Origin of the sequence: Fructobacillus sp. CRL 2054 (assembly GCF_028764065.1) — a bacterium.
GTDB lineage: Bacteria > Bacillota > Bacilli > Lactobacillales > Lactobacillaceae > Fructobacillus.
This window is the reverse complement of sequence record NZ_JACOFN010000003.1, coordinates 117,797-142,227: the sequence shown is the minus strand read 5'-3', so window position 1 is coordinate 142,227 and position 24,431 is coordinate 117,797. Positions and strand designations below refer to the sequence as shown.

The window sequence follows — 24,431 nt, the reverse complement described above, 5'->3', positions numbered from 1 at the left end:
TGTCGTGTCGATGGCAAAGAGGAACCACCTGTTCCCATCTCGAACACAGAAGTTAAGCTCTTTAGCGCCAAAAGTAGTTGCCGGAACGCTGGCTGCGAGGATAGGACGATGCGATGCCTGTACATATTAAACGAGGAGAACCAATTTATTTGCTTCTTTTTTTTTTTCTTATTATTTTAAAAGAAGAACGGCAGAAGTATTTGAATGGCAGCTTTTTATTAGATTATCGTTCATTTAAGTCGTTTATAAGGCTTCTTTTCTTTGCTTCTTGACAATAAAAAATACCAGGCTTAGTAATTATTACTAAGTCTGGTATTTTTTGCCTTTAGGAGGCTGTTAATGCTTAATTAAAACGGGGCCCGGTTTCTTCAGAATTGTCCTCTGCATGGTTAGCATTTCGAACATTTGCTAAACGTTCATGTAGAATTCCAAAGCGCACGCCACGTTTTGAGAATATCATTCGATCGGAATTTAAACGACGCATCAAGGTCATCGCTGGTGCGAGACCACCGATAATAATATCGGCACGTTCCTTTGATAGGCCAGAAATGTTCTTTCGTTCGTCAAGATTTGAAGAGAGCATATTGATGAAAATTGACTTCACCTCTTGAATGGACATATGGAAGCCATGAATATCTTCCCATTCCTTGATTGTGTCATCATTGCGACGCTTAATTTTGGCCAAGGTACGGTTTGAACCACCAAGCGCAATGATTGGAAGATTCGTGCCACGGTTTAGCCACCAGATGTCATTGTAAATGGTATTTAAATGGTCAAAGAGTTGGAAAAGCTGGCTAGCAGAAGGCACATCTGTATCCAGCTGTGCTTCTGTCAACGTGACAGCGCCTTGTGGAATACTGATTGCGTTAATTTCTTCGCTATTCTGGATAAGAACTAATTCTGTACTAGCGCCACCAGTATCCATAATAATACCGTTTACGATTGGTAGGGAGTTAATAACTCCCAAGTAGTCGTAGTGTGCTTCCTGTTGACCGGTAATTACTTCTAAACGAATACCGGTCTTATCAAAGACTTCTTCCAAGAATTCCGCTTGGTTTGTTGCATTTCGTGTTGCCGCAGTACAAATGGCTTTGATGTTTAAATTTGGTAGGTTTTCAAACTTACTCTTAAAGTTGGCAATTGCTTCGATTGTTCGATCAATTGCAGGTCTCTTTAAAGTGTTTTCTGGACCCATATTTTCAGATAACCGTACAACTTCTTTTTCTTCTAAAATTGGTTGATATGAGGCATCGTCATTAATTTGATCAACTTCTAAACGAATTGAATTGGAACCCAAATCAATAATGGCAAAGTTTTCCATGAACGACTCTCCTTTTTTTAAAATTCCTTATTCATTATACCGGTTTCAATCAATCGTTTGTTCATAATCGATACTTGATTATCAATTAAGTAATCCTGAACATTGAAAGACTTCACACCTCGGTGAGAGATTCTTGTCCACTGGTCGTTCGCTTTAAGATTGCGCGCCTTCACATTATCCTTACTAAAGTCGTCAAAGATTTGACGGACATCCTCGTTCAGGACTTTATTCAAAACTGGGAAAAGAATCTCAACACGGCGGCTGAGGTTTCGTTTCATCAAATCAGCACTTGAAAGGTGAACGGTTGGTTGACCGGCGTTTTCAAAAATGTAAATTCGACTATGTTCAAGAAGTCGACCAACAATTGAATGAACCGTAATGTTATCACTGATACCAGGAATCCCTGTCCGTAGGTTACAGATTCCACGAATGATAAGCGTCATTTTGATTCCGGCCGCATTGGCTTCGTAAAGTTTCTTAATCATTTTGGTATCAGATAGAGAATTCATCTTCATCAAAATACCATTTGGCTTCCCATTCTTGGCGTTCACAATTTCTTCGTCAATTCGTTCTATTAGATAGTCTCGAATGTTATTCGGCGAAATGACAAGTTTCTTCAATGTTGGTTCCTGTGTTTTACCAGCCAAGTAGTTAAAGATTTTTTCGGCATCATCGCCAATTTGTTGATCAGCGGTGAAAAGGCCCATGTCGGTATATAGCTTTGCTGTTTTATCGTTATAGTTTCCGGTTGCTAAATGAACATAATGCTTCTTGGCGCCAGCGACTTTACGGGTAATTAAACAAAGTTTTGAATGAACCTTCAATCCTGGAATTCCATAAAGGACCTTACATCCGGCCGCTTCCAACTCGTCTGCCCACTTTAAGTTGTTAGCCTCGTCTGAACGAGCCTTTAGCTCAATCATGATGGCAACTTCTTTACCATTCCGCGCAGCTTCAAGGAGGGACTGAATGATTGGTGACTTCTTTGACACGCGGTAAAGTGTCATTTTGATTGAAGTGACTGACTGATCCGTTGATGCCTGGTTAATAAAACGTAAGACAGGTTTAAATGAATCGTAGGGATGGTGAACTAAAATATCATTTTTATCAATGTTGTCAAACATTGGTGTTTCCTGAAATACTTCAGGGTCGTAGGGAATGACTTTTTTGAACAGTAAATCAGAGTGCCCTTCGATTTGATCAATCATTGAATTAACAAAGGTTAACTCTAAGGGAGTAGCTAATTTAAAAATATAGGCTGGCTTTAACTTGTAGCACTTTGCCAACCAGTCAATTAAGTCTAAGTTTGAATCTAAGGTAGTCTCCAAACGAATAACGATACCGTGTTCACGTTCTTCAAGTGTTTTGACAACGGCTTGTTTATATTTTTTAGAATTTCGGTCATTGATATCGTAATCCATGTAGCGGGTAATCTTGAAAAGGGCCCAGACATCAACCTTTTGACCAGGGAAACAGCGTTTTAAAAAGTGCTTAATGATGTCTTCAATCAAGATGAATTGATTGGAAACGCCAGGAATTGCCTGAACTCGTTCCATGTCTTCCGGAAGTGGAATAATGACACGAGAGTGCTTATCGCCCCGGTGTGTTCGAACAATGAAGTTAATCGAATCGTTTGCTAGGAAGGGGAGAGTTTCCGAATCGTCTACCTTTAGTGGCGTGATGTTTGGAAAAATATCTTCTTCAAACATCTTTTCAAAAAAGTCCTTTTGTTTATCTGATAGCTTCGACCAGGTTAACAACTTGATTTGGTGTCGGCTTAACTGTGGTAGCACCATTCGCCGTAGGATATGTCCCTGTTGTGAGATAAGGCGCTGCGTTTTTTCCAAAACCATGTCTAGTTGTTCGTGAGGAGTATGACCTGCTGCATCTTCAGGTTCTTTTTCCTTTTTCTTTTTAAGAAGGGTTGCCACACGGACATTGAAAAATTCGTCAAGATTATCCTGACTAATTCCAAGGAAACGCAGACGCTCCAAAAGAGGGTTGGTTTTGTCCTGTGCTTCTTCAAGAACACGAAAATCAAAATCGACCCAAGAAGTCTCACGACTATTGAAATATTTTGAATTATCTAAGTTCATTCTGTATACCTTTTATATATGTTTAAATGACGTTTCAAATATCTTCTAATATAGCACGGATTCGCTTTATAATGGGGCTTTTTCCGAATATTAAAGGAAGAATTCGATTATTATTACATTTATTTCGAACGTTGTTACAAACGTAATTTTACAATTAGAATGGTTATAAAACAAGGATGAAATAGTAGACAAATTAGAGGTAATGATATAAAATTTATTTGTAGATACATGGTGTCGTGTCGATGGCAAAGAGGAACCACCTGTTCCCATCTCGAACACAGAAGTTAAGCTCTTTAGCGCCAAAAGTAGTTGCCGGAACGCTGGCTGCGAGGATAGGACGATGCGATGCTAATGTACTTTAGAACAACAGTCAGCACTTTGCTCACTGTTGTTTTTTTAGTTAATTTTGGATAAAATGTAGTAAATACAAGATGAAATTCAAGTAGTCTTCTGGTAGAACAGAGGTGATCTGATGGAAATGGAACGTATCAACGATAACACCATCCGGGTAATGGTCGAAAACGACGACTTGAAAGACCGCGGTACTTCGGTTCGCGATTTATTATCTGACCGGAATAAAATTGAAAGCTTCTTTTACAATATCTTATCTGAACTTGATACTGATCAAGAGTTTGCTGATAACGATAAGGTTTCTTTTCAGGTGCTACCAAATCAGAACGGACTAGAACTCTTCATTTCTCGTCTCGATGATGAAGAGGCCCTTGGTTCCTTGCTTTCAACGCTGTCACAGCGTGAAGAAAATGAAGTAGTTAACGAACAGGCAAGCGACAGCATGTCACCAATTGATGATTTGTCCTTTGAACAAAAGCAAGCACTGCAAGAGAGTGATCAGACGAAGGAAAATTCAACTTCAGTATCTTCAGCAGGTCGTATCGATGTTGTGGAATTAAAGGATTTTGAAGATTTACTATCACTTGTTGCACTTTTGAATGACTTTGAGGGTGATTCTTCGGCCTATCAATACAAGGGGAAGTATTATCTTTCAATCGACAGTCGCTTTTTGAACCTTTCGGCGTCAGAATTAAATAGCTTTTTTGCAACGCTAATCGAGTATGGCCGTTTTGCTAAGCAATCTGACTCATTCTTATCCGAGCATGGGGACTTACTCTTCAGAGGAAAGGCCATCCAGTCATTAAATAAGATTTTTGCTTCTGCTTAGATTTTTTCCAACTGACTCCAAAAGTCGGTTATAATGGCTTTATCATCTTTTTTGGAGAGAATAATGCAAATTTTAAACACCATTACCCTTGTTTTAACTTTCTTCTTACTTTTCTACGTTGTCTCATCTTTGACTTCAAAGTTCTTAGCTCGCCAACGTGCAACTGTCTTAAAGGCGGATGCCTTCATTGCAAAGCAAGAAGAAGTGCACGGTCAATTGATTGATGTGCGTGAGAAGCAACCATTTAAGCGTTCCCACCTACGTGGCGCACGTAATATGCCAGCAATGACTTTTTCACAAGGTAAGTCTGGTTTACGTCAAGATATTCCAGTCTTTGTGTACGGGGATACATTGGGTAATGCCTTGGGTGTTGCCAAGCGTTTGCGTAAGGAAGGTTTTACTAAGGAAAACCTTTACTTGATGGCAGGTGGATTCCGTCAATACACTGCTAGAAAAAATCGCTAAGAGCATAAAAAAAGAATCGCCCTTGAGCGATTCTTTTTATTTATCAGTTTTAGAAACGTGATTGGTGTGCAGCCTTTGAACGACGAACAGCTTGCTTTGAAACTTCTTCGTATTCTTCTTCAGCCTTTTGTTGAGGAGCAACAACGGCCTTCTTGTAACCAAATGCGGTTGCGGCAGCAGCAATAGCAGAACCAAGAATTCCTGTTGCAACACCTGACTTAAATCCCTTAGCCATAACAATCTCCTTTTTATTTATATCCTACTTATTATCGTTTATTTTATGACATTTGTAAACGGTTAGACCATGAAAGGCACTGAAATGAAAAAAATCAAAGTCATTGTGATTGCCGGACCGACTGCTTCTGGAAAATCAGATCTAGCAATGGATTTAGCCGAACAGTATCACGGTGAGCTCATATCGGCTGATTCTCTTCAGGTTTATCAGCAATTAGACATCGGGACAGCTAAGGCTAGTGAGGAAGAACTGAAGCGTGGCCCTCAACACTTAATTGATATAGTTCCCTTTGATGCTGATTATTCGGTTGCGGAATTCGTTGAAGATGCGGATAAAGCAATTGCCGAAGTTGCAAGCCGAGGTAAGGTACCGATTATAGTTGGCGGTACTGGCTTTTATATTAAGGCTTTATTAGGCCAGCAACAACTAGACTTTGCGCCCTCGGTCGCTGAAGAGGTCGCAATTGATCAGAAAAAGGATTTAAAGGATTTGGTGCAGGAACTAAAAGGCAGTGCGGATGCTGATTTAGTCAACCGTGTTGATTTAAATAATAAATCCCGTGTAATTCGAGCCTTACAAATTGCTCGACACGGAATTAAAGAGGATGTCACAGTGCGTCCGCAATATGATAGCCTTGTTTTAGCGATTGATTGGCCTAGAGAGGTTCTCTACGAGCGAATTAATCAACGGGTGCACACCATGGTTGAAAAGGGACTAGAGAAGGAAGCCCGATTACTTTATAATGCTGGAGGAATAAATCTTCAAGCGGGACGGGGAATTGGTTATAAGGAATTCTATCCTTATTTTGATGGGAATCTCAGCCTTGAACAGGTCATTGCCGATATTCAACAGGATTCAAGAAGGTATGCGAAACGGCAATTAACTTATTGGCGCCATCAAATTGATGGGCTTGAATGGATTAATGGTGAGAATCGTGTGGTTGAAGCGACAACGCACGTTCATGACTTTTTATTAAACAAGGAGTAAGTAAATGGACTATGAAAAAGCCTTAATCGACTTAAAAGACGGTAATATCGAAGAAATTGAAATTGGTCCCGAAAACTTTCCTGCCTTTCAAAAGGCCTGGTCAGCATTTCCCTATCAAAACACAGTTCGAGGCATTGCTCACCGGGCTGGTAAAGTCACTTACGTTCGCGCAAAATAGGGTGTTCCTAGTAATGTTTTGTGCTACAATATTAGCAAGTAAAGTAAATTAAAAATGGCCAGCTATCGGCTTGGCCCTAATTGAGAGGCAAGATTGTGGCATTATCATTTGGACAACATAATATCGGTATCGATTTAGGAACCAGCAACACTTATGTATACGTTGAAGGTAAGGGAATCGTACTCCGTGAACCTTCAGTTGTAGCACGTAATACTGAGACCAATGAAATTATCGCAGTTGGTGAAGAGGCCCGTGATATGCTTGGCCGTACACCTGCATCAATTGCAGCAATCCGTCCAATGCGCGACGGTGTCATTGCTGACTACGACACGACTGTTGCAATGATTTCATATTACATGAAGAAGGCACTTGGTGGCCGTGTTGGAAAGCCTTTTGTTACCTTGGGTGTTCCAGCAAAGATTACTGCCGTTGAACGTCGTGCGGTTATCGATGCTGCTCGTGTGGCTGGCGCCCGCGATGCCTACGTATTGGACGAACCATTTGCAGCCGCTATTGGTGCTGGTTTGCCAGTTATGGAACCTACTGGTTCAATGGTTGTTGACTTTGGTGGTGGGACAACGGACGTTGCTACAATTTCACTTGGTGGAATTGTTTCTGCGCGTTCAACTCGTTTTGCCGGTGATAAGTTGAACGAAGCCATTATTTCTTATGTTCGCAACAACAACAACTTGGCAATTGGTGAATCAACTGCTGAGCGTTTGAAGATTGAAGTGGGAACTGTTTCACTTGAAGAAGCAAAGACGTTGCCTGCATGTACTGCACGTGGACGTGACTTGTTGACTGGTCTTCCAAAGACTGTTGAAGTTCCTGCCATTGATATTGCACAGGCTATCCAAGATCCAATTAACGAAATTGTGAATGCAATTCGTGAAACTTTGGAATCAACACAACCTGAAATTGCAGCCGATGTTATCGACCACGGAATGGTTTTGACCGGTGGTGGTGCTCAGTTGAAGGGCTTGCCTGAAATTATTGAAGGTGTTACTAAGGTTTCTGTACATGTTGCAGAAGACCCAATGGATGCCGTTGTTAAGGGTGTTGGTGAATCATTGAAGTCACTTGAAGTCTTGCGCCGAAACTAATGTTTTTAAAGAAAGCGTAGCGCTTGCGCTACGCTTTTATTTATAAGCGCAGAGGAGAATCAAAGCATGCGTAAAATCTTTTCATCTAAGACGGTTGTCTTATTGATGGTGGGGTTCCTAGTTGTAGTCGGCTTGATTGTCGGTTCTAACTGGTGGGCAAAGAGAACGAATAATCCACCTTTCTTCCAGCGAGCAGTGAACGATCTTACTGGGGGAGCTGCCAAAATCATTTCAATACCAACGAATGCTGTTGGTAACCGAGCAAATTCTTTGGCGAACTTATTGAATACTTTTTCTGAAAACAAGGCTTTAAAATCAAAGCTAGATGGTTATGCAGAAAACAAGGTGAAATTACAAACAGTTGAAGAAGAGAATCAATCACTGAAGAAGCAGCTTGATTTGAAAAAGACTCTAACTGATTATGAAACCATTTCAGCTGTGACAATTTCCCGTTCACCAACCACTTGGAACTCCCAATTAGTTATTGATAAGGGTGCTAAGTCCGGAATTAAGAAGGGGATGCCCGTCCTTGGTGATTCAGGAATCATCGGCCTGGTTTCCGAAGTAAACACTGTTAACTCAAAGGTTACCTTGATTTCAAACACTACGGAAGATACCAACCAGATTGCCATCACCGTTAAGGGGTCTGCTGGTGATACGAATGGAATTATTACAGACTATGATGCGGATAAGAAGATGCTTGTCATGGGTTCTGTATCAAACACAGCGAATGTGAATAAGGGTGATACGGTGGTTACTTCCGGATTGGGAGTACGTGTGCCTTCTGGTTTGTTGGTTGGAAAGATCTCTGAAGTGACAACGGATTCTTATGGACTGTCAAAGAAGATTTACATTGAACCTTCGTCTGACCTTTCAAAAATCTCAACGGTTCTAGTTGCAAAAAGTAGTATGGAGTCCTAAATGGCAGGTTGGCAATTTATACGTTTTCAATTTATTTTCCCATTAATCCTCTTGGTTCTATTTTTAGTAGACGGTAATTTGGCTGCTTCCTTGGGATTCTTAATGAAAGAGCCTTTCCACACCATCCCAATGCTGACCTTTACTTGGCTCTTTTACGCCATTCAATTTGGAGCGTACAAGTCTTTGCCATACTACGTTTACGTTGTCATTTTCGGTGTACTATTTGATATTTTTTATACCGGTATCTTGGGAACTTATACGATTGCCTTTTTACTGGGTACATTGATGATGGAAAAACTTCGCCCCTTCTTTGATGAGAAGATGATGTCTGGTTTGCTGCTGTTGTTAATTGGACAGGTTGTTTATCTGATTGTGACCTTTTTATCTGGTTACCTAATTGGTTCTGCTAATTTATCAATTTTGTCTTTCTTTGTTTACCTTCTGTTACCAACGGTATTCTTAAACTTGATTGTTGCTGCGATTTTCTATTATCCAGCTTGGTCATTGTTACAGCGAATTGTTTGAGCTTGCATTGTGCTCTTCGCCCCGTTATAATTAAGCAAGTTAAATCGTGGATTAGGCGAGTAATTATTTAGTTCTTTTCAGGAAGCTTACGGTGATTGAGAGTAAGTAAGGCTTAATAATGAAACACACCTAGGAGTGTGTTAGTGAATATTACAGTAGCTAACATCGGTTGTGCCCGTTACGCACGAACGTTTTTATTAACGTTTTGAGGCTTATCTAGTAATAGATAGGCAATAATGAGGTGGGACCGCGTCTATACGCCCTCTAAGCAGTTTGCTTAGAGGGCTTTTTATATGTTGTTAAAGTAGGAGAACGAAATGGAAAATATGTTGACTTTCTTACCCGGAATTTTGTCCGGGTTACAAATGACACTTGGTGTTTTCTTTATTACCATCATTGGATCAATTCCTTTGGGAATTCTGGCTTCCTTAGGAATGAAATCACCATACTTTACCATTCGTTGGTTGGTAAATGGTTATATCTGGATTATGCGTGGAACGCCCTTGCTTCTACAATTGATTTTTATTTATTATGGTCTCGCAATGGTGGGGGTTCCTTTTACACGCTTTGAGTCGGCTGCCTTTGCCTTTATTATCAACTATGGCGCCTACCTAGCGGAAATCTTCCGTGGTGGTTTGCAATCGATTCCACAGGGCCAGTTTGACGCGGCTAAGGTCTTGGGATTTTCAAAGTCGCAGACTTTCTTCAAGATTATCCTTCCTCAGGTGATTAAGATTGTTGTGCCAGCCTTTGGAAATGAAGTGGTGAACTTGGTTAAGGATACCTCATTGATTTATGTGATTGGATTGGGCGATATTCTACGAGCTGGACAAATTGCGGCATCACGTGACGTCACCCTTGTTCCTTACTTGATTGTTGGGGTTTTGTACTTGCTGATGACGGCCATTGTGACGATTATTCTGCGTCGCAGTGAAAAGCGCCTGAATGTTTGGAGGTAATTATGATTGAAATCAAAGACTTATCAAAGCAGTATGGCGATAAAGTTATTTTTAAAGATTTGTCCATGACATTAAAAGATGGCGAAATCTTAGCCATTCTTGGACCTTCAGGAATTGGGAAAACAACGCTGATTAAGACGTTGACTGGTTTGGAAGAAGCACAATCCGGGCAGGTAGTCATGAATGGGAAAGAATATGATGTGTCTGATCCTGCCATGACTTCGCAGATTGGATTGATTTTCCAAGACTTCAATCTTTTTCCGCACTTAACGGTGCGTGAGAACATTAATCTGGCGCCTATAAATGTGAAAAAAGTTAGTCGTGCAGAGGCTGATAAGAAAACAGATGATTTGTTAGCTAAGTTAGGGTTGACCGAACAGGCGAACCTTTATCCCTACCAGCTTTCCGGTGGACAGAAGCAGCGTGTTGGGATTGCTCGCGCTTTGGCGATGGATCCCCAAGTGATTGCCTATGATGAGCCAACTTCTGGTTTAGATGAAAAGGCTACGGAACAGGTGATTGATATCATGCTTTCTTTGAAAAAAGAAGGGGTTAGCCAATTAGTGGTCACCCACGATTTACCTTTTGCGGACAAAGTCGCAGATGAAACCTTCGACTTTGAAAAAGAGGTTCAGAAATGATTTCGATGAAGAAAAAGATTGTGGTGAATTCAATTGTTTCGCTTGTGTTTTTTGCACTGGTCGGCTGGGCGATTTTTGTTATTGCACAACCGAATTCAGGAACGGGTGTTGCTCGCGAAGATAAGTGGTCGGAAATTAAGGAAAAGAAGTCAATTACGATTGGACTTGATGATACCTTTGTGCCAATGGGCTTCCGTGATAGTTCAGGTAAAATTGTTGGTTTTGATGTTGATTTGGCCGAAAAAGTCTTTTCAAACCTTGGTATTAAGGTGAACTGGCAGCCAATTGACTGGTCGATGAAGGAAACGGAATTGAACACGGGTAATATTGATGCCCTTTGGAATGGTTATACGAAGACACCTGAGCGTGCTAAGCAGGTTGCCTTTTCAACGACCTATCACCGTGCTCGTTTAGCCCTAGTTGTTAAGAAGAGCTCAGGTGTTCGTTCTTTCCCAGAAATGAAAGGGAAGGTTCTTGGACTTCAAACTGGTTCTTCTGGCGAAACAGCCTTTAACAATGAACCATCTGTTTTGAAAAAGTATGTTTCTGGCAACAAGGCGGTTGGCTATGATACCTTTGACAAGGCCTTTACGGATTTGAATGCTAACCGTATTACCGGCCTTTTGGTTGACGAAGATTATGCCCGTTATTACATCAAGCACCAAGCTAATCCAGATGATTATCAAATTATGACAGGTGGCTATACGGTGGCAGACGATGTCGTTGCCTTCCGAAAGGGCGATAAAAAGTTAAAGAAGGCTGTGAATGAACAGCTTGCTAAACTTGAAAAATCTGGTTATATTAACCAAATGGAACTAAAATGGTTTGGCCAAACAAGTAGTAATCTTTCAAACAAATAGAAGATAATAAAAGGTCGCGCTGGAATCCCGGTAGCGACTTTTTTAGCAGAAATGGGTGAAAAAATGATGAAGACGGATGAATTCATGGGCTACCGTGTCAAACAGGTTCATAGTCAGCAGTTTAATAGCAATGTGATGATGCTGGCTTTTGCACAGCCTGCCCGAAAGCATGCAACAAGTGCGCGAGCTTTGCTTTCCTACTTGATGGCGGTATCGTCAACGAAATATCCGAGCCAGCAGGCGGTATCGAAAGAGCTGATGGAACTATACGGTGCTTCCTATTCTGTGAAGGTCTTGGCCTACGGAAATATGAACCTAATTCTCTTCTCCATCACCTTCGTCAAGGAGGAGTGCCTGAAGGACTTAGGACTCTCTGATCAAAAAGTGTTAGAAGGGGTTTTTGACTTTCTTCGTTCGATGGCCTTTGGACTCGATTTCAAAGTCCTAGAGGAAAATCCCGCATTGCTATCTGTTGAAAAGCAAAACTTGATTCAGGCTATCTTGTCCCGACAGGATGATAAAGTCGCCCAGGCCCTTGATGAATCACGTGTTCGACTCTTTGAAGATGAGGCGCTGCAGGAATCCATTCTTGGAGACGTTTCGGAGATTGAAGCACTCAGTGTTTCAAATCTAGAAGAGGCTTACGCGGAGATGTTGAATTCTGATGAAAGATTGTTATTCACACATGGGGCTGTTCAGGAGGATAAATTAAGGGCTGCTTTACGTTCTTGGCCGTTGAAAGATAGCTTAGAATCGGTGACTCGTTTTGTTAATGTACCGCGTTTGAAAGCGAAGAATTCAGAAAAGATTAAGGTGGCTGGTTTTCAACAGGCGGTAACAATTATGAACTATCAATTGCCTGTTAAAAAGGATGAGATTGCAGCAGCCCTTGTTTTAAACTCGTTGTTTGGGGCGGGCCCTTCGTCACTTCTCTTCACGGAAGTTCGAGAGAAAGAGTCCTTAGCTTATAACATTTCATCTCGACTACAGGTTGACCTGAACTTGATCACCGTATTGGCGGAATGCCGGCCAGAACAAGCAGAACGAATCAAGGCTTTGGTAGGAGAGCAGTTAGTTAAAATTCAAGGAAAGTCTGTTGAGCCGGAGCGCTTTTCTCAGGCTAAGCAGGCCGTGTTGTCCGATAGAATTCGACTAGAGGACCACGCACAAGGGCAAGCGGTCGAAGGACTATTAAAGATGCTAGCGGAAGAGTCGATTTCTTCGTCTGATTTGCTGAAGGCAGTTGAAGGGGTTTCTTTAGATGCTGTGTCGACTTTGGCAAAGAAGATGGTTGAAAAGACTAGCTTAGTGCTTTCTGGTCAAAGAGATGATCAAAAAGAAGAGGGGAAGCGCAGATGACGGACTCGATTAAAGTTTTTCATACAAAAGATGGACTCGAAGTCAACCTAGTCCAAAAGAAAGGCTACAAACAAAGCGTTGTGTCCTTAGCGGCTAAATTTGGCTCCTTAAGTGACCACTTTATGAATGAAAAGGGAGATTTTGAAAAGATACCAGCCGGGACTGCTCACTTTCTCGAACACAAACTCTTTGATAAAAAGGACGGCGATGCTTTAGTTCAATTAGCAAACGTAGGAGCCGATGGCAACGCCTTTACGTCCAATGGATTAACAGCTTATTATTTTTCGGCCTATCAAAATATTCAGGAAAGTTTATCGATTTTAATGCACTTTGTTCAGGAGCCTTACTTTACTAAAGCAAGTGTGGAGCGAGAGCGGGGGATTATTGAAGAGGAGATTGCTAGCTATCAGGATGATCCTTTTACCGTCTTATATCAGGGACTTTTAACAGCGGCCTATCCCAAGACTGCCATGGCTGAAGACATTGCCGGAACGGCGGAGTCCTTGCAGGAAATAACACCGGAACTACTGTACCGGGTGCATCGAGCTTTTTACCAACCGGGGAATTTAGTTTTGACGGTGGTGGGGGATTTTGACTTTGATACAGTTTGCGAGTGGGTAGAGAGTATCCAAGAAGAAGTAAAAGTCGAGCCATCCTTGTCTCAAGAAGGGCTTCCGGTTGGTCCTATTAATGACCGTTCAAAAGGGAATGGTCGAAAAGAGATGGCGGTCTCTTTGCCCCGGATGGGACTCTTGAAAAAGCTTCATTTAGTGCCTGGAATGTCAACTGTTGAACAGGTTCAACTAGCTGAAATGGTATTGGATATCGTGTTTGGTGAACAAAGCGACTGGTACCAGGACTGTTATCAATCCGGTCTAATTGGGGATGACTTTGACTATGAGGTTACGATTGTCGATTCTTATGCCTACATGACTTTCTTTACTGCAGGCGAAGAGCTGGATAAAAAGGAGAAATTGATTCGAGAGCGACTGGAAAAAATAGAAGAAGTCATTGCGCAGTCGGGTAATGATTTTCGGTTGTTACAAAAGGGCTTGATTGGTGAGAGTATTCAAAGCCAAGACCGCTTGTCCAGACAGGCTTTAGATGAAGATTTTCTCTTGTACGGTTATTCACTCTTTGATAAAATGAAACTAATAACACAGTTCAAGCAGAGTGACCTACTGGCGTATTGCCAAGTCGCTTTGGAACAGGGTCCGCTGACCCGATTTATTGTAAAGAAGTCGAGATAATGGTTGAAAATTTAACGAGTGAAGTACGGCAAGAATTGAAAGAAGCCCGTGAGGCGAAGGGATACTCCTTTGAACAACTGGCAGAAATCACGAAGATTCAGCCAAAGTTTTTGAAGGCGATTGAGGAAGATGATACAGATGTCCTTCCTAGTCCCTTTTATACCCGTGCTTTTGCGAAGAAGTTTGCAAAGGCCGTTGGATTAAACCCCGACGACTTATTTGAAGAGGTTGAATTTGATCCTTACGTGTCATCAGATCTCTCCTATGCTCATCGTGATGACGATGGGGTTGTTCGTGCTGGAACAAGTTCCAGTGAAAGCATGAAGTCACGTTTCCGGGGATGGATTCCTAAGATTTGGCTATTGATTATCCTCATTGCCATTCTTGGTGTTGTCTGGTTTGTTATTACTCGTATGAGTGGTGGAAACGGTAGCTCTTCGAACGATACAGTTCAAGTAGCTTCATCTTCCGTTCCACAGTCCTCTTCTGTTGTTTCTTCATCATCTGCTAATACGCTAAAGTTGGAGAACCCACAGACTGATACAACGAACAAAAAGACAACCTATAACGTGTCCAACGCTTTGACTCAATCACATAAGTTAGTGGCTAAGGGCCAAAACGGCGATACAACTTTGAAGGTAACGGATGGAACTGGTAAGGTACTCTTCAACAAGACTGTTACAAAAGATGCTGAAGAGAGTGTTGATTTGTCAGCTAACACAGCTTCGATTACCATTACGGCAGGTCAGATTAGTCATGTTGCTCTGACTTTGAACAATACACACGTTGATGTGCCAAATTTGCCAACTGGTGCTACAGTTTGGAACGTATTGGTTAACTTTAGTAAGTAAGGGACGGTTTGATGAATTTACCAAATAAATTAACTGTATTTCGTATTATCTTAATTCCAGTCTTTATGATTGTTCTTTCCTGGCCAGGACAGGATGAATCAATCTTTATGACAGAACCTAACTTGAATTGGGTGATTGCGGCGATTGTCTTTGCGGTTGCTTCGCTAACTGATTTCTTGGACGGTCAAATTGCACGTCGTAAGCATTTGGTTACGAACTTCGGAAAGTTCTTTGATCCATTGGCTGACAAGCTTTTAGTTATGACGGCTTTGATTTATCTCACAGCCTTCTTGCAAATTCCAGCTTGGGTTACAACGGTGATTGTTGTTCGAGAATTAGCTGTTACTGGTTTGCGGACATTGGTTGTTGAAAATAATGGGACGGTTCTTGCCGCTGCATGGCCAGGTAAGATTAAAACTTTCTCTCAAATGTTTGCTATTTTCTTCCTTTACTTGAAGGATTGGCCATTTGCAGGGATTGGGTTCCCAATCGGAGAGGTGCTTTTGTACATCGCTGTATTCTTTACAATTTACTCAGGAATCGACTACTTCTGGCAGAACCGCTCGGTTTTTGCTGACGGACTATAAGCGCATTAAGCGCTTTTTTCGTTTAATGAAATGAAGACGAAAAAAAGACACGAACAAATGTTCGGAAAAGTCTTGCATTTTAGAAAGATTATCCGTAAACTAGTTGATAGACAATAAGGAGTTTTCAAAATGGTTGCAAAGAAAACGAGTGATAATAAAAAGGACGGTCGTCAGGCTGCCTTAAACGAAGCACTTAAGAAAATTGAAAAGAACTTTGGTAAGGGATCAATCATGACCCTTGGTGATAACCAAACAACGCAAATCGAAACGTCACCTTCTGGTTCTGTTAAGTTGGATGTGGCCCTTGGTGTTGGTGGTTATCCAAAGGGAAGAATCGTTGAAGTTTATGGTCCTGAATCATCAGGAAAGACAACGATTGCCTTACACGCGGTTGCCGAAATTCAAAAGGCCGGTGGTACTGCTGCTTATATCGATGCCGAAAACGCATTGGATGTTAAGTACGCCGAAGCATTAGGCGTTAAGAAGGATGAATTGCTTCTTTCACAGCCTGATACAGGTGAACAGGGATTGGAAATCGCCGACGCTTTGGTCCAATCAGGGGCCGTTGATATGGTGGTTGTTGATTCCGTTGCCGCCTTGGTTCCCCGTGTTGAAATTGAAGGTGAAATGGGGGATGCCCACGTTGGATTGCAGGCCCGTTTGATGTCGCAAGCCTTACGTAAGTTGGCTGGTACGTTAAACCGTACTGGTACCATTGCCATCTTCATTAACCAGATTCGTGAAAAGGTCGGGGTGATGTTTGGAAACCCTGAAACGACTCCTGGTGGTCGCGCCTTGAAGTTTTATTCAACAATTCGTTTGGAAGTGCGCCGTTCAACTCAAATTAAAGATGGGTCCGATGTCATGGGAAACTTAACCAAGGTAAAGGTGGTTAAGAACAAGGTAGCCCCTCCATTTAAGGTTGCTGAAGTTGATATCATGTACGGTAAGGGTATTTCACAAACCGGTGAAATTTTGGACCTTGCTGTTGACCAAGATATCATCGATAAGGCTGGTTCTTGGTATGCATACCAGGGTGAGCGTATTGGTCAGGGACGTGAACGTGCTAAGGAATATCTTGATGACCCTGAACACGCAGAATTACGTGCTGATTTGTATCGTCAGGTTCGTAACGCATACGGTATTGGAGATGAACAACCAGTCGAAGAAGAAGCGGCCGAAAACGTTTCTGAGAAGGTTAAGCCAGCCGATGACGACCAATTAACGGATGAACCAATCATTTAAAAGTTAATATTAAATTAATTTCAAAAAGCGTCCAGTACGCTTTTTTTTGTTATAATGTGCTTGTTCCTAAGTATTTTGTTTCGTGTTTGCGTAGCAATCGAAACACTTTCAGGAACATTTTTTCTGTTGTTAGTTTATCTTTTGCACACAGTGGGGGAAAAAAGCGCTCATGCAAAGATCGCATCGCGGGTCCATCATAACGACCCTTGTCGTCGTTTTCATTGGAGCTTTGCTCGTATTTGCTTATCAAACACGAGATAAGAATGGAAACAATGCACCAATCACTGCCGTCGGTTCAACGGCCCTTCAGCCATTGGTTGAAGCTGCCGGTGAAGACTTCCAGAAAACACACCCAGGTGTTTCTGTTACGGTTCAAGGTGGTGGTTCTGGAACTGGGCTGTCGCAAATTGCACAAGGAGCGGTTTCTCTAGGAAACTCAGACCTTTATGCTGAAGAAAAGAAGGGGATTGACAGTAAGAAGATTGTCGATCACCGAGTTGCCGTTGTTGGAATTATGCCGATCGTTAATAAAAACGTTGGTGTTAACAACCTGACCCTTAGTCAGTTGACAGACATTTTTACTGGTAAGATTACCAACTGGAAACAAGTTGGTGGTAATGACCAAAAGATTGTTCTTGTTAACCGTGCTGCTGGTTCGGGAACCCGTGCCGCTTTTGAAAAGTGGGCAATGGGTGGTAAGACTTCGAAGGAAGCACAGGAACAGGATTCTTCTGGAATGGTGAAGTCCATTGTCCAGAGTACGCCTGGTGCCATTTCTTACGTAGCCTTCGCCTATAAGTCTAACGATGTGACGACGGTTAGTGTAAACGGGGTGGCTCCAATTGATGCCAACGTTGAAAACGGTACTTACCCAATTTGGTCTTATGAGCATATTTATACCAAGGGTAAGCCAACTGGTGATACGGCAAAGTTCCTGGAGTACATGAACTCAGCGGATTTCCAGAAGAAGTATGTTAAAAAGTTGGGTTATATCTCAATGTATAACATGCAAATTGATCGTGATTTAAACGGTCGAATTACCCGGAAATAAAAGGGGTAGACTGAATAATGGATTTAATTACTGAAAAAATTAAAAAAACTTCCTTATCGACCAAGCAAGATCGATTTGGAAAAGCTATCTCAATTTCAGCCTTGATTTTGATTGCCGCAATCGTGGTGTTGATTTTTGGCTTTGTGATTACCCGTGGAATGGCGACTTTTACAAGTGATAAAGTCTCTGTTTCAGAATTCTTATTTGGCACTCACTGGAATCCCAGTGTTGTCAATAAAGCGACTGGTAAGCCAGATGTTGGTGCTTTGCCACTAATTACTGGCTCACTGGCCGTTACCTTCCTAGCTGCTATTATTGCTACGCCATTTGCAATTGGAACGGCCGTCTTCATGACCGAAATTGCTGAAAAGCGTGGTGCTAAGATTATGCAGCCTGTTATCGAATTGCTTGTTGGAATTCCTTCCGTTGTTTACGGTGTTATCGGCTTGACTGTCGTTGTACCGGCTGTCCGAAGCGTCTTTGGTGGTACAGGATTGGGAATTCTTTCCGGAACTGTTGTCCTTTTCGTTATGATTTTACCAACGGTTACGTCGATGACCGTTGATACCTTGAAGGGGGTGCCACGTCACTACCGTGAATCAGCTTTGGCCATTGGGGCAACTCGCTGGCAAATGATTTACAAGGTGGTGCTTCGTGCGGCAACGCCGGGTATTTTAACCGCTATTGTCTTTGGAATGGCCCGTGCCTTCGGTGAAGCTTTGGCTGTGCAGATGGTTATTGGTAACGCGGCCAACATGCCAGATTCACTAGTTTCACCCGCTGCGACTTTGACGTCCGTGTTGACCATGGGAATTGGTAACACGGTCATGGGATCATTGCAAAACAATGTTCTCTGGTCACTAGCGATGATTCTTTTGTTAATGTCACTACTCTTTAACATTTTGATTCGTTTTATTGGAAATAAAGGAGCGATGAAATAATGAATGCAAAGACTGCCGATAAAGTCGCAACAGGCGTGATTTACGCAATCGCTGCCTCCGTTGCCCTCGTCCTGGTTGCCATGCTAGCCTTTATTCTCGCTCGTGGTTTGCCACACTTGTCCTGGCATTTCTTAACAGGGGCCGCCCGCTCTTTTGAAGCTGGTGGTGGAATTGGAGTTCAATTGTTTAATTCCTTTTACTTGTTGATTTTGGCCATGTTGATTTCCTTCCCAATTGCTTTGGGAGCGGCGATGTATTTGAATGAATACGCTAAGCCAAGTCTATTTATCTCAATTATTCGAACGGCCATTGAAGTGATGTCTTCATTGCCTTCAGTTGTTGTTGGCCTTTTCAGTTTCTTGATTTTCGTTGTGAAGTTCCATTTCGGCTTCTCAATCTTGTCAGGGGCGATTGCCTTAACGATTTTTAACTTACCAATTTTGACTCGTTCGATTGAAACGTCATTGAGTCAGATACCAAACTTGCAGCGTGAAGCTGGTGCAGCTTTGGGGCTATCTCGTTTTGAAACGGTTATTCACATTATTTTGCCAGCAGCAGTACCATCAATCGTGACAGGTGTTGTTATTTCAGCTGGTCGAGTATTTGGTGAAGCGGCCGCATTGATTTACACTGCGGGACAGTCTGCCCCAACTTTGGACTTTGGCGATTGGAACCCATTTAACTTGGCTTCTCCTCTCTCACCATTCCGTCCTGCTGAAACATTGGCCGTGCACATCTGGAAGATTAACTCCGAAGGAATCATGCCCGATTTGTCAGCAGTATCTGCAGGGGCTTCAGCGGTCTTGATTATCGTTGTACTCTTGTTCAACTTCTCTGCACGTCGTCTTGGTACTTTACTGTACAAGAAGTTAACGAATTCGTGAGGTTAACATGACACATAAACAGCAAGAATTAAAACCAGTTTCAGAGTTTATTTCGGATACGCGTCCTGAACGATTTGTTTATCAAATGGATAGCGATCGTCATGAAATTGCTTTGTCGACTGAGAATCTTCAAGTTCGATACGGTGATAAGCTGGCCCTTTCTGAAGGTGATTTATCATTTGAACGTTATAAGATTACCTCGTTGATTGGGGCGTCCGGTTCTGGTAAGTCAACTTTCCTTCGTTCCTTAAACCGAATGAACGATGGTGTGGCTAACGTTACTGGAAAAATCATGTACCGTGGTTTGGACATTAACTCAAAGGACATCGATGTCTATGAGATGCGTCGCCACATTGGGATGGTTTTCCAGCGTCCTAATCCATTTGCCAAGTCCATTTACGACAACATTACCTTCGCTTTGACTCGTCGTGGTAAGTACAGCAAGGCAGAGTTGGACGAAATCGTTGAAACGACACTAAAGCAGGCTGCTTTGTGGGACCAGGTGAAGGATGAATTAAACAAGTCTGCCTTGGCTTTGTCTGGTGGTCAGGCGCAGCGTCTTGTGATTGCTCGTGCCTTGGCTTTGAAGCCTGATATTCTGTTGCTAGATGAACCCTCATCTGCATTGGACCCAATTTCGTCAGCTAAGTTCGAAGAGACTTTGATGGAATTGAAGCAGTACTACACCATCATTATTGTGACGCACAATATGCAGCAAGCGGCTCGTATCTCTGATTACACCGCCTTCTTCCACCAGGGAAAGGTCATTGAATATGACTTGACTCGTAAGATTTTCACACGACCAAAGGTCAAGTTGACCGACGATTATATTTCAGGTAATTTTGGATGACAAAAGAAAATGAAACAATCTTAGAAACAAGTAACGTGAAGCTCTGGTACGGGAAAAAGGAAGCCTTGCATGGAATCGACCTCGACTTTCCTAAGAAGGGGATTACGGCTCTAATCGGCCCTTCCGGTTCTGGTAAGTCAACCTACCTGCGTGCCTTGAATCGCATGCACGATTTGGAAGATAACGTGACTGTTACTGGTTCCTTTAACTTCATGGGACAGGATATTTACGCGCCAACAATGGATACGGTTGAATTGCGTAAGCAAATTGGAATGGTTTTCCAACAGCCCAATCCATTCCCATTCTCAATCTATGATAACGTTGCCTTCGGTTTGCGTCTCTCAGGCGTGAAGGATAAGGCCGTTTTGGATAAGGCTGTCGAAGAATCTTTGAAAGCTGCTTCCATCTGGGATGAAGTAAAGGATGTTTTAGGTAAGTCAGCCTTGGGCTTGTCTGGTGGACAACAGCAACGTGTCTCAATTGCGCGAGTGCTCGCCACTCAGCCAAAGTTACTTTTGTTGGATGAACCAACATCAGCTTTGGATCCAGTATCTGCTCACAACATTGAAGATACCTTGCTTGAACTACGTGATAAGTACGCCATGATTATCGTGACGCACTCTTTGTCACAGGCATCTCGTATTTCTGACCGAACTGCCTTCTTTATGAATGGGGATTTGGTTGAAGTGGGCGACACACGAAAGATTTTCATTAACCCTAAGAAGCAAGAAACGGCAGATTATATTTCTGGACGTTTTGGATAACGATTTGATTGACTTGCTTTATATTGGCTATATAATTTGAAAGGAACATTGCCATGCGTCGACTATTTGATGATGAATTAGCAGATTTGGACTCATCCTTTACTGAAATGGGTGAATTGGTTGCCAAAACAATTCAAGCGGCTGTGCAGTCCTTTATTAAGCACGACCGTGAAGGCGCTCGTAAGATCATTGATAACGATTATAAAATCAATGAACGTGAAGCGGCTTTGGAAAAGAAGACCTTTGAAATGATTGCGCTTTACCAGCCAGTGACAACTGACTTGCGTGAAATTGTGACCATCTTGAAGGCGGTTTCTGTTCTTGAACGAATGGGTGACCAGGCACGTAACGTTGCAACGTCAACCATCCGTGTGAAGGGAACAAAGCACATGAAGCCAGTTGAAAAGCAACTGGGTGAAATGGGTGAATTGGTTTCAGGTATGGTTTCTGAAGTTATGTCTTACTACGTTAAGAATGACGCCTTAGGGGCCGAAGCGATTGCTTCTAAGAACCACCAGTTGTCAAACGCAGCCGCTAAGGTTCGTACTGAATCAGTGAAGGGGATGAAAGAAGATCCTGAACTTGTTGACTCAGCTGCGGATTACTTGGTGATTGCTGGATACATTAAGCGTATTGGTGATTACACAACCGACATTGCCGAATGGATTGTTTATAAGCGAACAGGTAAGATTATCGAATTGAACCCTGGTTATAACTACTTTATTTAATTAAAAGTCTCGAAAAGCCCTATTTTAGGGCTTTTTTATGTGTTTTAATTTAAGCTATACTTAGATTTTGTTATAATAGACCTAGTACAATAATCAAAGGAGAGCCTATGCGTTTCATTATGCAAGTGGCCATTAACATGGCTGTATTCTTGGCCTGTGCCTTAATGTTTCCATCTGGTTTTATTTTGGCAAACATGACGGCCGCTGCTGTGGCTGCAGTCGTTTTAACCGCACTGAATCAGTTAGTAAAACCCCTGTTGATGATTTTATCTTTACCACTTTTAATCATTAGTCTAGGTGCTTTTTCGTTGATTGTTAACGCAATGATGTTGGAATTAACTGCTTGGTTTGTACCTGGATTTCATTTTGAAAGTTTCTGGTGGGCTTTCTTAGTCGCCTTATTCCTCACAATTGCGAATGTAATTTTTATGAACCCAACACATATTCAGATTAGGAGACAATAACATGGCAGAAAAAACTGTAACGGTTAAAGAGCTGGTTGATAACACCCGGCTAAACATCGTATCTGGTACTGAATATTTGAATCGGCCAATTACAACGGCTGACATTTCACGTCCTGGATTAGAGATGACGGGGTACTTTACGTATTATGCACCAGAGCGTGTTCAGCTGCTTGGTATCACTGAAACCTCCTTTTCAAAGCGAATGTCACACGATGAACTATTAATGGTTTACCGCAAGATGGCAGACGCGCAGACACCGGCCTTTGTTGTGTCAACTAATTTGCCAATTGCAGATGAATTGAAACAAGCTGCTGATGAAGCACATATTCCAATCTTAACGACTCATTTAACTTCTTCACAGATTTTGTCAAACATGACTTACTACCTAGGTGGCGAATTAACGCCCCGTCAATCGGTACATGGTGTTTTGATTGATGTCCATGGATTGGGTGTTTTGATTACTGGAGATGCCGGTATTGGTAAGACCGAATCTGCATTGGAATTAATTCAGCAAGGGAAGGCTCGATTGGTTGCCGATGATCGAGTTGATATTCACCAAGAGGATGAACAACGTTTGATTGGACAGCCTTCAGAAGTTCTACAAAACTTGATGGAAGTTCGTGGTGTTGGAATCATTGACGTTCAACAGGTTTACGGAGCGGTTTCAGTTCGTTCCCATGCTTCAGTGCGCTTGAACATCCACCTTTCCAACGGAAAGATTGGTGAGGAAAACTTTGACCGTCTTGGCAATGAAGACGAGACTTTGGAAATCCTTGGTGTCAAAATTAAGAAGATGGTTGTGCCAGTTACGCCTGGTCGAAACACAGCTTCGGTAATTGATGCGGCGGCGGTTAAGTTCCGAACTCAAAACATGGGCTATGACGCCTTGAAGACTCTCGAGCAGCGAATGGATAAGGCAATTTCAGCTAACGAGAAGGAAGACGCAGAGGAAAAGAAACATGACTAAGGTTGCTGTACTTGGAGCTGGTTCCTGGGGAACGGCTTTAGCCAATACGATGGCTAAAAATGGTAATCAAGTGACAATTTGGTCACATAAGGCGCAACAGGCTGCTGAAATCAACGGTACCCACCGCAACGAACGCTACTTGCCAGGGGCAAGCTTAGACTCTAGCCTAATTGCAACTGATGACATGAAGTTAGCTGTTGACGGTGCTTCAATTGTTCTGTTTGTGGTACCAACGAAAGCAATTCGTATGGTAGCCAAACAATTGACCACTGTCTTAGAAGAATTGAATCAGCAGGTTATCCTGGCCCATGCGGCAAAGGGACTGGAACAGGGAACGCACTTGCGTATCTCACAAATGATTGCGGAAGAAGTACCGGCTAAGCAATATACTGGTCTCGCCGTTATTTCCGGCCCATCACACGCTGAAGACGTTGTGAAGGGTGACTTAACAGCTATCTCAATTGGTTCGGATGATGTTGCTGCTGCGAAGGCTTTGCAGCAAGCCCTAGCTAATCAGAATTTCCGTCCTTATACTAATTCAGACCTAATTGGTTCAGAACTTGGTGGTGCATTAAAAAACATCATCGCTATTGGTTCTGGAATGTTGATTGGAAAGGGCTATGGTGCCAATGCACAAGCTGCCTTGCTCACACGTGGGTTAGTTGAAATTCGTCGTGTTGGCCAAGCGCTTGGTGCACAGCCCGAAACTTTCTTAGGATTAGCTGGAATTGGTGATTTGATTGTGACCGGAATGTCACCTAACTCACGTAATTACCGTGCTGGTGTGGCCTTGGCTTCGGGTAAGCCATTAGCTCAGGTAGAAGAAGAGATGGGCATGGTTATTGAGGGTGTGAACACCATCAAGGCCGTGGTCGACTTTGAAAAAGAATTTGATTTGGAATTACCAATCACTCGGACACTTTACCAAGTAATCTATGAAGGCAAGACAATTGATCAAGGCATTACTGATTTGATGACTCGACCTTTAAAGGCTGAAGATTAGCGATTTTTTTGGTATA

Annotated in this window: 27 protein-coding genes, 2 rRNA genes and 1 other annotated feature; of the genes, 26 read left to right on the top strand and 3 right to left on the bottom strand. The window is 42.3% G+C overall.

Annotation, left to right across the window (positions count from 1 at the left end):
• Nucleotides 1-117: ribosomal RNA gene (gene rrf, locus H7198_RS02455) — 5S ribosomal RNA — on the top strand.
• Nucleotides 118-343: 226 nt separating this feature from the next.
• Here the strand turns inward: rrf (H7198_RS02455) and H7198_RS02450 are convergent.
• On the bottom strand, nucleotides 344-1,321 hold the full coding sequence (locus H7198_RS02450; protein WP_274458223.1) for a Ppx/GppA family phosphatase: 978 nt from the start codon (nucleotides 1,319-1,321) through the stop codon (nucleotides 344-346).
• A gap of 17 nt (nucleotides 1,322-1,338) precedes the next feature.
• Nucleotides 1,339-3,417: a polyphosphate kinase 1 gene (gene ppk1, locus H7198_RS02445; RefSeq protein ID WP_274458222.1), complete on the bottom strand. Its 2,079-nt coding sequence runs from the start codon at nucleotides 3,415-3,417 to the stop codon at nucleotides 1,339-1,341.
• Nucleotides 3,418-3,649: 232 nt separating this feature from the next.
• Between ppk1 and rrf (H7198_RS02440) the strand changes: the two genes are divergently transcribed.
• The 3 genes from rrf (H7198_RS02440) (at nucleotide 3,650) to H7198_RS02430 (ending at nucleotide 5,062) form a co-directional block, all read left to right on the top strand.
• Nucleotides 3,650-3,766: ribosomal RNA gene (gene rrf, locus H7198_RS02440) — 5S ribosomal RNA — on the top strand.
• Between the two features lie 123 nt (nucleotides 3,767-3,889).
• Nucleotides 3,890-4,597, top strand: coding sequence for an adaptor protein MecA (locus tag H7198_RS02435; RefSeq protein WP_274458221.1), 708 nt, complete (start codon nucleotides 3,890-3,892; stop codon nucleotides 4,595-4,597).
• Between the two features lie 63 nt (nucleotides 4,598-4,660).
• Nucleotides 4,661-5,062 carry a rhodanese-like domain-containing protein gene (locus H7198_RS02430; protein WP_274458220.1) on the top strand — a complete coding sequence of 134 codons (402 nt, stop codon included), beginning with the start codon at nucleotides 4,661-4,663 and terminating at the stop codon, nucleotides 5,060-5,062.
• Nucleotides 5,063-5,111: 49 nt separating this feature from the next.
• Here H7198_RS02430 and H7198_RS02425 read toward each other — a convergent pair whose 3' ends face one another.
• Nucleotides 5,112-5,297, bottom strand: a complete 186-nt coding sequence (locus tag H7198_RS02425; RefSeq protein ID WP_091501953.1) for a DUF3042 family protein — start codon at nucleotides 5,295-5,297, stop codon at nucleotides 5,112-5,114.
• Nucleotides 5,298-5,366: 69 nt separating this feature from the next.
• Here H7198_RS02425 and miaA point away from each other — a divergent pair, with 69 nt between their 5' ends.
• The 22 genes from miaA (at nucleotide 5,367) to H7198_RS02315 (ending at nucleotide 24,415) form a co-directional block, all read left to right on the top strand.
• Entirely contained in the window at nucleotides 5,367-6,284 is a 918-nt protein-coding gene (gene miaA, locus H7198_RS02420; RefSeq protein ID WP_274458219.1) for a tRNA (adenosine(37)-N6)-dimethylallyltransferase MiaA, read from the top strand.
• 4 nt (nucleotides 6,285-6,288) lie between these two features.
• The gene (locus tag H7198_RS02415) at nucleotides 6,289-6,462 is read left to right on the top strand and encodes a hypothetical protein (RefSeq protein WP_274458218.1); all 174 of its coding nucleotides are present in this window, start codon (nucleotides 6,289-6,291) and stop codon (nucleotides 6,460-6,462) included.
• Between the two features lie 95 nt (nucleotides 6,463-6,557).
• The gene (locus tag H7198_RS02410) at nucleotides 6,558-7,565 is read left to right on the top strand and encodes a rod shape-determining protein (protein WP_091501956.1); all 1,008 of its coding nucleotides are present in this window, start codon (nucleotides 6,558-6,560) and stop codon (nucleotides 7,563-7,565) included.
• Between the two features lie 66 nt (nucleotides 7,566-7,631).
• Nucleotides 7,632-8,486 carry a rod shape-determining protein MreC gene (mreC, locus tag H7198_RS02405; RefSeq protein WP_274458217.1) on the top strand — a complete coding sequence of 285 codons (855 nt, stop codon included), beginning with the start codon at nucleotides 7,632-7,634 and terminating at the stop codon, nucleotides 8,484-8,486.
• Entirely contained in the window at nucleotides 8,487-9,011 is a 525-nt protein-coding gene (gene mreD / locus H7198_RS02400; RefSeq protein WP_274458216.1) for a rod shape-determining protein MreD, read from the top strand.
• A gap of 38 nt (nucleotides 9,012-9,049) precedes the next feature.
• Nucleotides 9,050-9,279 (top strand) — a binding site (T-box leader).
• Nucleotides 9,280-9,328: 49 nt separating this feature from the next.
• Nucleotides 9,329-9,970: an amino acid ABC transporter permease gene (locus H7198_RS02395; RefSeq protein WP_274458215.1), complete on the top strand. Its 642-nt coding sequence runs from the start codon at nucleotides 9,329-9,331 to the stop codon at nucleotides 9,968-9,970.
• A 2-nt stretch (nucleotides 9,971-9,972) separates the two neighbouring features.
• The gene (locus H7198_RS02390; protein ID WP_274458214.1) at nucleotides 9,973-10,611 is read left to right on the top strand and encodes an amino acid ABC transporter ATP-binding protein; all 639 of its coding nucleotides are present in this window, start codon (nucleotides 9,973-9,975) and stop codon (nucleotides 10,609-10,611) included.
• Nucleotides 10,608-11,471, top strand: a complete 864-nt coding sequence (locus H7198_RS02385) for an amino acid ABC transporter substrate-binding protein (RefSeq protein ID WP_274458213.1) — start codon at nucleotides 10,608-10,610, stop codon at nucleotides 11,469-11,471. Before H7198_RS02390 ends, H7198_RS02385 begins: the two co-directional genes overlap by 4 nt.
• A gap of 51 nt (nucleotides 11,472-11,522) precedes the next feature.
• A complete protein-coding gene (locus H7198_RS02380; RefSeq protein WP_274458212.1) occupies nucleotides 11,523-12,830 on the top strand; it encodes a M16 family metallopeptidase in 1,308 nt (435 codons plus the stop codon).
• Complete coding sequence (gene yfmH, locus H7198_RS02375) at nucleotides 12,827-14,080, top strand: EF-P 5-aminopentanol modification-associated protein YfmH (RefSeq protein WP_441316738.1); 1,254 nt, start codon at nucleotides 12,827-12,829, stop codon at nucleotides 14,078-14,080. The genes H7198_RS02380 and yfmH overlap by 4 nt, the downstream gene beginning before the upstream one ends.
• Entirely contained in the window at nucleotides 14,080-14,931 is an 852-nt protein-coding gene (locus tag H7198_RS02370) for a helix-turn-helix domain-containing protein (protein ID WP_274458210.1), read from the top strand. Before yfmH ends, H7198_RS02370 begins: the two co-directional genes overlap by 1 nt.
• A gap of 11 nt (nucleotides 14,932-14,942) precedes the next feature.
• Nucleotides 14,943-15,518, top strand: coding sequence for a CDP-diacylglycerol--glycerol-3-phosphate 3-phosphatidyltransferase (gene pgsA, locus H7198_RS02365; protein ID WP_274458209.1), 576 nt, complete (start codon nucleotides 14,943-14,945; stop codon nucleotides 15,516-15,518).
• A gap of 129 nt (nucleotides 15,519-15,647) precedes the next feature.
• A complete protein-coding gene (gene recA, locus H7198_RS02360) occupies nucleotides 15,648-16,763 on the top strand; it encodes a recombinase RecA (RefSeq protein WP_274458208.1) in 1,116 nt (371 codons plus the stop codon).
• Between the two features lie 169 nt (nucleotides 16,764-16,932).
• Complete coding sequence (locus H7198_RS02355) at nucleotides 16,933-17,814, top strand: phosphate ABC transporter substrate-binding protein PstS family protein (RefSeq protein ID WP_274458207.1); 882 nt, start codon at nucleotides 16,933-16,935, stop codon at nucleotides 17,812-17,814.
• Nucleotides 17,815-17,831: 17 nt separating this feature from the next.
• A complete protein-coding gene (pstC, locus tag H7198_RS02350) occupies nucleotides 17,832-18,755 on the top strand; it encodes a phosphate ABC transporter permease subunit PstC (RefSeq protein WP_091501978.1) in 924 nt (307 codons plus the stop codon).
• Entirely contained in the window at nucleotides 18,755-19,639 is an 885-nt protein-coding gene (gene pstA, locus H7198_RS02345; protein WP_274458206.1) for a phosphate ABC transporter permease PstA, read from the top strand. Before pstC ends, pstA begins: the two co-directional genes overlap by 1 nt.
• 85 nt (nucleotides 19,640-19,724) lie before the next feature.
• The gene (gene pstB, locus H7198_RS02340; protein WP_441316739.1) at nucleotides 19,725-20,489 is read left to right on the top strand and encodes a phosphate ABC transporter ATP-binding protein PstB; all 765 of its coding nucleotides are present in this window, start codon (nucleotides 19,725-19,727) and stop codon (nucleotides 20,487-20,489) included.
• On the top strand, nucleotides 20,486-21,253 hold the full coding sequence (pstB, locus tag H7198_RS02335; RefSeq protein WP_091501983.1) for a phosphate ABC transporter ATP-binding protein PstB: 768 nt from the start codon (nucleotides 20,486-20,488) through the stop codon (nucleotides 21,251-21,253). Before pstB (H7198_RS02340) ends, pstB (H7198_RS02335) begins: the two co-directional genes overlap by 4 nt.
• A 53-nt stretch (nucleotides 21,254-21,306) precedes the next feature.
• Nucleotides 21,307-21,981, top strand: coding sequence for a phosphate signaling complex protein PhoU (phoU, locus tag H7198_RS02330; RefSeq protein ID WP_091501985.1), 675 nt, complete (start codon nucleotides 21,307-21,309; stop codon nucleotides 21,979-21,981).
• A 107-nt stretch (nucleotides 21,982-22,088) separates the two neighbouring features.
• Nucleotides 22,089-22,445 carry a phage holin family protein gene (locus H7198_RS02325; RefSeq protein ID WP_274458204.1) on the top strand — a complete coding sequence of 119 codons (357 nt, stop codon included), beginning with the start codon at nucleotides 22,089-22,091 and terminating at the stop codon, nucleotides 22,443-22,445.
• A 1-nt stretch (nucleotide 22,446) separates the two neighbouring features.
• Complete coding sequence (hprK, locus tag H7198_RS02320) at nucleotides 22,447-23,412, top strand: HPr(Ser) kinase/phosphatase (RefSeq protein WP_274458203.1); 966 nt, start codon at nucleotides 22,447-22,449, stop codon at nucleotides 23,410-23,412.
• The gene (locus tag H7198_RS02315) at nucleotides 23,405-24,415 is read left to right on the top strand and encodes an NAD(P)H-dependent glycerol-3-phosphate dehydrogenase (RefSeq protein ID WP_274458202.1); all 1,011 of its coding nucleotides are present in this window, start codon (nucleotides 23,405-23,407) and stop codon (nucleotides 24,413-24,415) included. The genes hprK and H7198_RS02315 overlap by 8 nt, the downstream gene beginning before the upstream one ends.
• The last annotated feature ends 16 nt before the right edge of the window (nucleotides 24,416-24,431 follow it).